General features: G+C 43.4%; 6 protein-coding genes. 2 read left to right on the top strand and 4 right to left on the bottom strand.

Annotated features, from left to right (window positions below; genetic code table 11):
• Window positions 1-8: 8 nt before the first annotated feature.
• On the bottom strand, window positions 9-1,676 hold the full coding sequence (locus RSC70_RS07985) for a ShlB/FhaC/HecB family hemolysin secretion/activation protein (RefSeq protein ID WP_442904273.1): 1,668 nt from the start codon (window positions 1,674-1,676) through the stop codon (window positions 9-11).
• Window positions 1,677-2,530: 854 nt separating this feature from the next.
• Between RSC70_RS07985 and RSC70_RS07980 the strand changes: the two genes are divergently transcribed.
• Window positions 2,531-3,409, top strand: coding sequence for an EamA family transporter (locus RSC70_RS07980; protein WP_332542192.1), 879 nt, complete (start codon window positions 2,531-2,533; stop codon window positions 3,407-3,409).
• 907 nt (window positions 3,410-4,316) lie between these two features.
• On the opposite strand, the gene RSC70_RS07975 is transcribed toward RSC70_RS07980, so the two are convergent.
• Window positions 4,317-4,766 carry a putative zinc ribbon protein gene (locus RSC70_RS07975; protein ID WP_332542191.1) on the bottom strand — a complete coding sequence of 150 codons (450 nt, stop codon included), beginning with the start codon at window positions 4,764-4,766 and terminating at the stop codon, window positions 4,317-4,319.
• Between the two features lie 658 nt (window positions 4,767-5,424).
• On the opposite strand from RSC70_RS07975, the gene hchA reads away from it, so the two are divergent.
• The gene (gene hchA, locus RSC70_RS07970; RefSeq protein WP_332542190.1) at window positions 5,425-6,276 is read left to right on the top strand and encodes a glyoxalase III HchA; all 852 of its coding nucleotides are present in this window, start codon (window positions 5,425-5,427) and stop codon (window positions 6,274-6,276) included.
• A gap of 503 nt (window positions 6,277-6,779) precedes the next feature.
• On the opposite strand, the gene RSC70_RS07965 is transcribed toward hchA, so the two are convergent.
• Together RSC70_RS07965 and RSC70_RS07960 are read right to left on the bottom strand one after the other, a co-directional pair.
• Window positions 6,780-7,535, bottom strand: a complete 756-nt coding sequence (locus RSC70_RS07965; protein WP_332542189.1) for an ABC transporter ATP-binding protein — start codon at window positions 7,533-7,535, stop codon at window positions 6,780-6,782.
• Entirely contained in the window at window positions 7,519-8,532 is a 1,014-nt protein-coding gene (locus RSC70_RS07960; protein ID WP_332542188.1) for a FecCD family ABC transporter permease, read from the bottom strand. Before RSC70_RS07960 ends, RSC70_RS07965 begins: the two co-directional genes overlap by 17 nt.
• Between the last annotated feature and the right edge of the window lie 27 nt (window positions 8,533-8,559).

Below are 8,559 nucleotides of genomic sequence, written 5' to 3'. Positions count from 1 at the left end.
CAGGTTCCTTAAAACGCCAATCCAATACGATAATAAACTGAGACCCTATCCGGCGTGAGCCACCCTGGATAAGACAACGGCCAGCCGACGGTGAGCTGATTTGAGACAACGCGCCCGGCACTAAAGAGCCCGACAGCCCCTCCCCATAAGGTGCCAGAGGCATAGGGGTCGCGTGAGTCCGGCTGAAGATAGCCACCATCGATAGTCGCAACAGCCCCGACGTTGCCGAGAAGGGGCCATGAGAATAAGGTCCAGTCCAGCTCGTTACGCCAATAGCCGCCTTTATCGCCGGCAAGGTACTGTTCTTTAAATCCGCGCACTGAGCTCTCGCCGCCAATCGTTAAGCGTTCACTGCCGTAGAGCCGGTCAGGTGTCCATTGACCATAAGCGCTGGTGAGATAGGTGAGACTCTCTGTGAGGGGTAAGTAATAGCTGCTCGACAGCGTCCATTTAGTGAACTCAGCCTGAGGTGAGTGAGGCGCTTTATCGGTATCATGCTCGCCCCCTAACCAAGGAATGCCGCGATTAAACGTGGGATTAAAGGTGGCAAAACCACGCCATAATCGGAAGCTTTGATTAATACCCAGCATCGCACTGGTGAGCACCCGGCTACTGCTGTCGAGCCGTTCATCATTGAGATAATTTTGACTACTACGACGCGTGAGCCCCAGCATAAGCGCTGTTTTCATGTCACTGTCACGGTATACGGTCCAACTGCCCGTGACGCGGTGTGTTTGGGTGTCCCCACGTGAACGCCAATCATAGCCACGGTTATTAATGGTGGTCAGGTAATTGCTGTAGGCATAGCTGTAGTCGAGTAGCCCATATCCGTAAGGAATACTCACGCCCGCTTGGACGCTTTGGGCGTCATGGTCATTGGCAAAGGCGCTACTGCGCGCCCCACTGACAAACCAGCGGTCAGCCAGACCCAGTAGATTATTGGCCGTGAGTGAGGCATTGAGTTGACCCACGCCGGTACTTTTCTGCCCGCTGTTATCAAATCCCACCCCAAACTGCAAAGGGAACTCAGGCGTGGCGGTGAGGTTGATAATGGAATAACCGGGCTGTTTGCCCGGCAATATGTCGATTTGTACCGGCGTACTGCGGACGCGATTGATTTGCTCCATCCCCTGCTCAATATCGCGCAGGTTAAGAATTTTACCTTTCAAATGAGGAAAGGCCATTGCAAGGCTTAACGAGGATTTTCCTTCAAGCGTAATATCCTCAAGCTTCCCTTCAAGGACAACAATTGTCAGCGTGCCCTGCGACAAGTCCTGCTCGGTTAAAAAAGCACGACTGGTGATATACCCACGTTGAATGTAATCATCAGAGACATTTTTAATCAGCTGATTGATTTGCGATAAATGAAGGCACTTTGCCACAAAGTCAGCGGTTAACTGGCGCTGTCGATAACGAGAAAGATGGTCTGCCCCCTCAAACACGATAGTATTGAGGGTAAAGCAAGGGCCTTGATTGGCGACGCCTGCGGACGGTAATGACGGGCGAACTGTTTGGCTACGTTCTAACGCTTCACGTTGAAGCTGGTTTTGGCGCAGGATATCTTGCTGCTGCAGTTCAATGCTATTACGGTCTGAGGGGCTTAACGGTGCAGCCTGCACCCACGCCGTCAATAGCAGGCATAAAGAGAATAAGGCGCCCTTTGACCTCAAACCCAAGAAAAGGAAAGCGTGTGGAGGCTTTATGCTTTGACGTTGTCCTGATGTCACGGTTCTTCCCTGATATTTGGCTGAGATAGGTGCACATTGCTTAAGTTTTAACGCAGTATAATAATTGACAGAATAACAAGATGAAAAGGAAGGGTATTTCAACACATTAGCGCTGTTTAATAATTGTGAAAATAAATAAAAATCAGTGTGTTAGGGATTATATTATCTTGATTTGGACAGTAAAAGCTTTTTTCCTTACGTTATTGAGTAGCATTTCATCCTATATGGAAAGTAAATAAAATAATAAATATCGCCTTAAGTAAAAAAAATACCCTCAATCATCCATGGGATAATGACCAAAGAGAACGGCATATAGCTTAGTCTTCAATAAGATTTGATGGAGATGAATAAGAGCAATTGGAAGGTGTAGGAAAAAAAAGCCCTACGGAGAGGTAGGGCAAAATAAAATTTATATGAACAGCAAACAAGTTCCAGTTGATTATCTTCCCAACGAATGAATGAGGCAATAGTTCATTATCTCTTTTTATCACAGTATGAAATTTAATATGTATATATTTATCAAGTAATTAATTGCTTTCTTCGTTGGCATTCAATATCACATTATTACTTTTAGGATTAAACGTAGTGTGGTCGATATATTTACGCATTGCCCATGCAAGAGGGAATGAGCGCTACGTTTTTTAATCATGTATATTGCCGAGGTGCTCTTTGAGCTTTCGAATACAGGTACACTGGGCAAACGTTGCTGAGCGCAGAGGGCAACCGCCCAAGAAAGGTGTATTCTTTAATATTTATTCAGCTTAACAGTGATTTTATGCTGCTGATATTCTTAATGGGAAATGATGAAGCTACAGGGTATTCTTTTCGTATTGTTTGGTGCCATTAGCTATGGCTTACCGGCATCACTAGTAAAAATTGCGCGCGCTGAAGGGCTAACAGAAGGCAACATTCTCTTCTTTCAGTTTTTATTGGCATTTGTGTTTCTCGGGATAGTTTATGTCTGTTTGACACGAATAGGAGGGATTAAAGCCGCTCCTATTCGCACTTACGATAAACGACGACTTATTTTTGCTGGAAGTGCATTAGCGCTGACAAACTCGTTTTATTTCGCCTCATTAGCGTATATCCCCGTCGCGATAGCGGCGGTTATGCTGATGCAGTCTGTGTGGATCACATCGGTACTCGATTTCTTATTTAAAAAGGTGCTCCCGACTCGGGGCCAGGTGTTATGCATCATGGTGATCCTAGTGGGGACTGTGCTTGCGACCAATGTCATTGAACGTGTCGGTGATATTTCAGTTATCGGTCTCGCATACAGTTTTATGGCCGGATTTTGTTATGCCATTACTATTATGATGACAAACAGTTTAGCGCCTAACGCTTCCTCAATAGGTCGGGCTTTTTATCTTTCTCTTGGCGCGCTGATTGTTATCTGTGTTATCTGGGGACGGCACCTTAATATCGCTGAACTTTATTTGTCTTTAAAGTGGGGGAGCATCATCGCCGTTTTCTCTATCGTACTCCCGCTATGGTGTTTTACCCAAGGGATGCCTAAAATCACTGCCAGCATGGGGGGCGTATTATCGGCACTTGAGCTACCCGCTTCGATTATTTTTGCCATTATTTTACTCAACGAGAAAGTGAGTGTGCTGCAGATAGTCGGTGTGTTGCTGATTTTAGTCGCGATAGCGAGCGTGAATATCATCACGACAAAACGCTGATGAAAGTCTGTATGTGGCAGATATGCACAAGAAAATATGAGCTGAAAAGAAGATCGCATTTACTCGCCTAAGAGCCAGGCATGACAGAGTGCGTGTGGGCTGTTAGCCCAAAAGGTCGGTGCATGTGCGCTCACATGAACCGACCCGCTACCTCCGCCATTCAATTGCTGAACATCAGGGGGTATCTTCGGTTTAGCAGCCAGTACAAATCTATTTTAATCGTGTCGTCATTGTGTTCTTCCATATTTGGTTGATGTGCGGGTGCATATGGTTAGCCGAAAGTTAATCGTAAAATATTCTCTAGATATTTTGGAGCGTTATAGCGTTTCGAAAGCATTGTCTCTGAGATTCTACAGGAAAGAGGTTTATTAAGGTTCTGGATTCCTGGATTCTATCAAACACTGATGTCAATTCTGCGATCGTCTGCTTCCCGCTCTCAGCGGAAAATAGAATGTCTCTCATTCAGCGGTCTCATAGAAACTGAACGACGCTTTTTTGGTATTCTTTTGTCGCCTTCAACCCGGCCAGTGAGAAACGTTTAAAGTGGCCAGTCAGCGCCTAGGGCTGCATTGCTTCGATCACCCTGACAAGTCCAGGGGTTTTATTCCCTGTGACCATCAACGTCATGCAAGGTGCGACCACGCTTAACATAGCCACCAGCTCGGACGTTTTATTTTTTGCCATATCGTTGGCCAGAGCACTAACCAGCATCTGGGTGATTTGTTCCCCGGATTCACACGATCTTCCGGTGTTCACCAAATGGTGACTATCTCCACTGAAGCATAACCTACCGCCTCTTTTATTGTTTTGGTCCGACGGTATAAGCCACTCTGAATCCAATACTTATCCCACGGTAATCTGCCGGAAAGGGTCTTTGCCATGCTCTAAACTATGCAAGCAAGCCCCCTCATTTCGCAAACTTAGCCGGCGCGGTGAGGATATCCAGGTCTTTCATTTCCGTACTGTAGATATGCTGCCTGCATTCTGAGCAATACCTAAGGCCATAATATTCATGCTGGCAGAGCACACAGAAGTAATCCTTTTTTGAGGGACCTGTAGATGGTGTGTCATCACGTTCCATCAGTGCATTAACTGCCTGCTCAAAATCTGATACTGGTTTCTCTTGGGGAATGGCCTGATACTCGCAAAACTTTAACTTGAGTTCTTCAGCTTCTTCCAGGCTATGTTCAAAGTAACCGCCGCTGTCATGCGTCCAGCGTAGTCGCAAAGGATTGTTGCAGGAGCAGCAATACCAGCGTTCCCGTGAGCGAGGTGTTAAGTCTCTTGTATGAATGACTTTGCCCGCGTGGTTCAGGGCGGTACGCATGATGCGAAATTGCATGTTGTGAATCGTCATAATAATGGTCCTTTGCCGGACGACGCGCAGGCGTAATCCTTCCCGTGGAGGGCAGAGGTGCATGCGGTATCCGGAATTAAATGAAAATGAGTTCAGGGGTATGGGAATAAGACGTGGGTTAAATCAGGCAAATGGTATTAGCGAAATGCCGTAGCGGTGGGCAGGGCCATCCGGTAACAGAACGGACAGGGCGTCACACCGCAGAACTGGCTTCTGCATTTGTCACATATTCAGCGTGGAGGAATTGTCGTGGTGTGCATGGGTCAGCTCCTGGAGTCAGTGATACGTTGAAGGTGCCCAGCGCACACTACTGGCATGCGTTGTACCACAGACCTTTGAGCTGTTGTTTAGTCCGAATATCGTCACGTCAACTAAGATTTATATTCCACTAAAGTCGCAATGTTAACGGGTAGTTCTCCATATATAAATTCTATTATACAGATAGCATAAATAATAACTGCGTTGAGATTTAATATAAATTATTATGAATATTTATATTGTGACCAAACTCACTGACACAGTATGTAAAAGAGATTGTTCTACAGTGTGCTTGTTACCAGTAGTACACTGCAATATGAAAGAGCCTATTAGTAGTCTTTATATTCGGTGAGTTCAGGCATGAGGAAGAGACCTAACACCAAACAATGAGGAATACGTAATGACAGATGATAAAAGTTTAAATCCGAAAGTGGACCATGCTGAAGAAAACGCATATTTCCCCTCTGACTATTCTCTTAACCAGTTTACTAGCCCTGTATCTGATCTAAGCGGCTACAACTATTCTAGTCCTCACACTGGAGAGAGAAAAGTACTTGTTATCGCTGCAGATGAGCGTTACCTGATGACTGATAGTGGTGCTTTATTCTCAACGGGAAATCATCCTGTTGAAACACTTATTCCAATGTATCATATGCACGCTGCCGGTTTCGATTTTGAAATTGCGACAATATCAGGCTATATGGCCAAGTTCGAATACTGGGCGATGCCACATAAAGATGAAGTAATTATGCCATTTTTCAGTCAGTATAGAGGTAAGTTCCAAACCCCTAGGAGACTGTCTGATATTTTAAGTGGCCTTCACGAACACAGTGAATATGCAGCAGTGTTTATTCCTGGAGGTCACGGCGCTTTGATAGGACTACCAGAAAGCAGCGTAGTAGCTGATATTATTCGCTGGTTCATGAACAATGAACGCTTCGTGATATCTCTTTGCCATGGCCCAGCAGCATTCCTTTCACTGCGCAATGGCTATAACCCCCTCAAAGGTTATTCGATTTGTGCATTCCCTGATTCAGCTGATAAGCAAACACCTGACATAGGATATATGCCAGGTCACCTCACATGGTATTTTGGAGAGGCTCTCAAGCAAATGGGGGTAAATATTATTAATGAAGATGTTAAAGGACGCGTTTTTAAGGATCGTAAGGTACTTACAGGGGATAGCCCTTTTGCAGCCAATGCACTTGGCCAATTGGCGGCTAACGAACTTCTTTCTGTTTATGGTTCCTGAATGTTGTTAATGTCAATGCATAATGCGAAAAACATTAGATTTTTTAGATAGTAAAATGCAGTTGATCTGGCAGTGACAGTATTAAAGAAATATGTTTCTGCCAGATCGCATTTAAGGTACTCAGTCTTGTAGAATTTTAATATCCTTGTCCTTGTTTTATAATTAATATTTTTTTCATAATCGAAATGTTATCGAACTTAAATTAACTCCAGTCGATGTTTACTCCCACTATAAATTAGAAAGCTACTATTACTATAATCCATATTTAAGCAAGCCAGCTTTACTTTCTTGTAACATGTGGCCCTCTTAGGTTTTGAGTCATCAGCTTGTACTAAAGCAGAGTTAAGTTACTCAAGTATTGATGAATTCATTTATTGTTATATTACGTCAGTCAGCGTACAGTGAATTTCTTCATTGCCACTTTGATATTGCCGAACTGCTGACACCTCGTAAGAAGAGAGGGGGCGTACAAACTCCTGACCTACTAATTAATTAGTAATATTTCAAAGCATGATTACATATGATTCTTTCTGTTCACCTTTATGCTCAAAAGGACAACGTTTTATGCAAACATGGAAATAAGCTTCTAAAAGATTCTCTTGCAGAGCGTTTTTTGTATTACCAAAAAAGTAACCGTTTCTTCCCATTAGCAAACATTTATCTGCAATAAAATTTGCATGGTTAATGAAATGCGTATTTAGGATGATGGTAACGGTTTTCTCTTTTGATAATTCGTATAATAGATTAATAATGCGAGCTTGATTGTTAAAATCAAGATTAGACTCCGGCTCATCTAATACTACAATATCAGGTTCGCAAACTAATGCTTTGGCGATGTAGCACATCTGTAACTCACCGCCGCTGATATGATTGACATCTTTTTGGGCTAAGTAGGAAATTCCTAGATCCGAAAGTACTTGTTGAGCTTTTTCAATATCCTTAGCTTCCGGGGAAGCAAGCAACTTGCCACAGAGAGGACGACCGAATGAGACAAAATCAAGCACAGTATAAGAAAAATTAATACGTTTAGCCTGGGGGATATATGCAAGCCGAGCTCTTCTACCGTCAATTCCTTCTATATGACAATAACCATTAGTTGGCTGATAAAGGCCAAGAATAGTTTTAAGTAGTGTAGTTTTCCCCACACCATTCGGCCCTAATACACAGAGCACTTCACCTTTGCTTAAAGATAATGTAATGCCTTCAAAAGTATTAACCTTTCCTTTGAAAGCAAATGTCAGGTTATTCAGTTCGATCATATCGATTACTCATAATGAAAAGCACGGCAAACAGAGGGGCACCAATAAGAGCGGTTAAAATACCAATTGGAATTTCTGCGTAAGTCAGAGTCCTAGCGATATTGTCAATCACTAGTAAGAATAAAGCCCCACATAAAGCGGATGCAGGAATCAACTTTCCATGATTATAACCAACCAGCGTTCTTACCAAGTGTGGGATTACTAAGCCAACCCATCCCACGATACCTGCAATCGTTACTGACGCAGCAACCATTGTTGAAGCTGCGATCAATAAAATAGATTTCAGCCACAGAGGATTCATTCCAGCAATTCTAGCCTCGTCATCCCCAAGTGACAATACGTTTATTTTCCAACGTAATCTGTAGATTACGAGGTAGCAAATAGCATATAGGGGTATTAGTCCATAAACTTGACCTTTTACAACAGATGCAAAACTGCCCATCATCCAGAAGACAATCGCGGGTAGCTCGTCTTGCGGGTCTGCCACATATTTGATTATAGAGATAAAAGACATAAAAACTGAAGCTACAATAATACCTGATAAGATTGTTGTTAGCTCCCCATGACTCCTCTTAAGTTGGCAAAGCCCTAGTACGCAAAAAAGGCTAATAATACTAAATAAGAAGGAAGAAAAAGTGCTGAACTGCAATGGAAGACCAAGCAAAATACCTAAGGCTGCGCCAAATGCTGCAGCAGAAGAGGTACCTAGCACATCCGGACTAGCTAATGCATTGCGTAATACTGCTTGATAGGTGCTCCCCGCAACCGATAGACCTGCCCCAACCATCATCACCGCGATTACTCTTGGTAGTCTAAGATTATATATAATGGAAGATCCAGGGCTCAAATAATTAGGAATATTTTGATGTAACAACTGCCTTATCATTTCGACGAAAGACAATGAATAACGGCCGATAAAAAGTGATGCTATTGATATTGATAACAACAAAACAACCAATAAACCCATCACCAAAAGGTATCTTTCTTTTGTCTGCATGGTTACCTTACCAATAATTATTGATAG

This window comes from Hafnia sp. (assembly GCF_036648275.1).
Taxonomy (GTDB): Bacteria; Pseudomonadota; Gammaproteobacteria; order Enterobacterales; family Enterobacteriaceae; genus Hafnia; species Hafnia alvei.
Note: the sequence above shows the minus strand (reverse complement) of the source record. Positions and strands in the feature narration are given on the sequence as shown.

Excerpts from the sequence above, each read along its gene's own strand:
- RSC70_RS07980 (WP_332542192.1), top strand. The coding sequence starts at position 2,531 with ATGAAGCTACAGGGTATTCTTTTCGTATTGTTTGGTGCCATTAGCTAT.
- RSC70_RS07975 (WP_332542191.1), bottom strand. The coding sequence starts at position 4,766 with ATGACGATTCACAACATGCAATTTCGCATCATGCGTACCGCCCTGAAC.
- hchA (WP_332542190.1), top strand. The coding sequence starts at position 5,425 with ATGACAGATGATAAAAGTTTAAATCCGAAAGTGGACCATGCTGAAGAA.
- RSC70_RS07965 (WP_332542189.1), bottom strand. The coding sequence starts at position 7,535 with ATGATCGAACTGAATAACCTGACATTTGCTTTCAAAGGAAAGGTTAAT.
- RSC70_RS07960 (WP_332542188.1), bottom strand. The coding sequence starts at position 8,532 with ATGCAGACAAAAGAAAGATACCTTTTGGTGATGGGTTTATTGGTTGTT.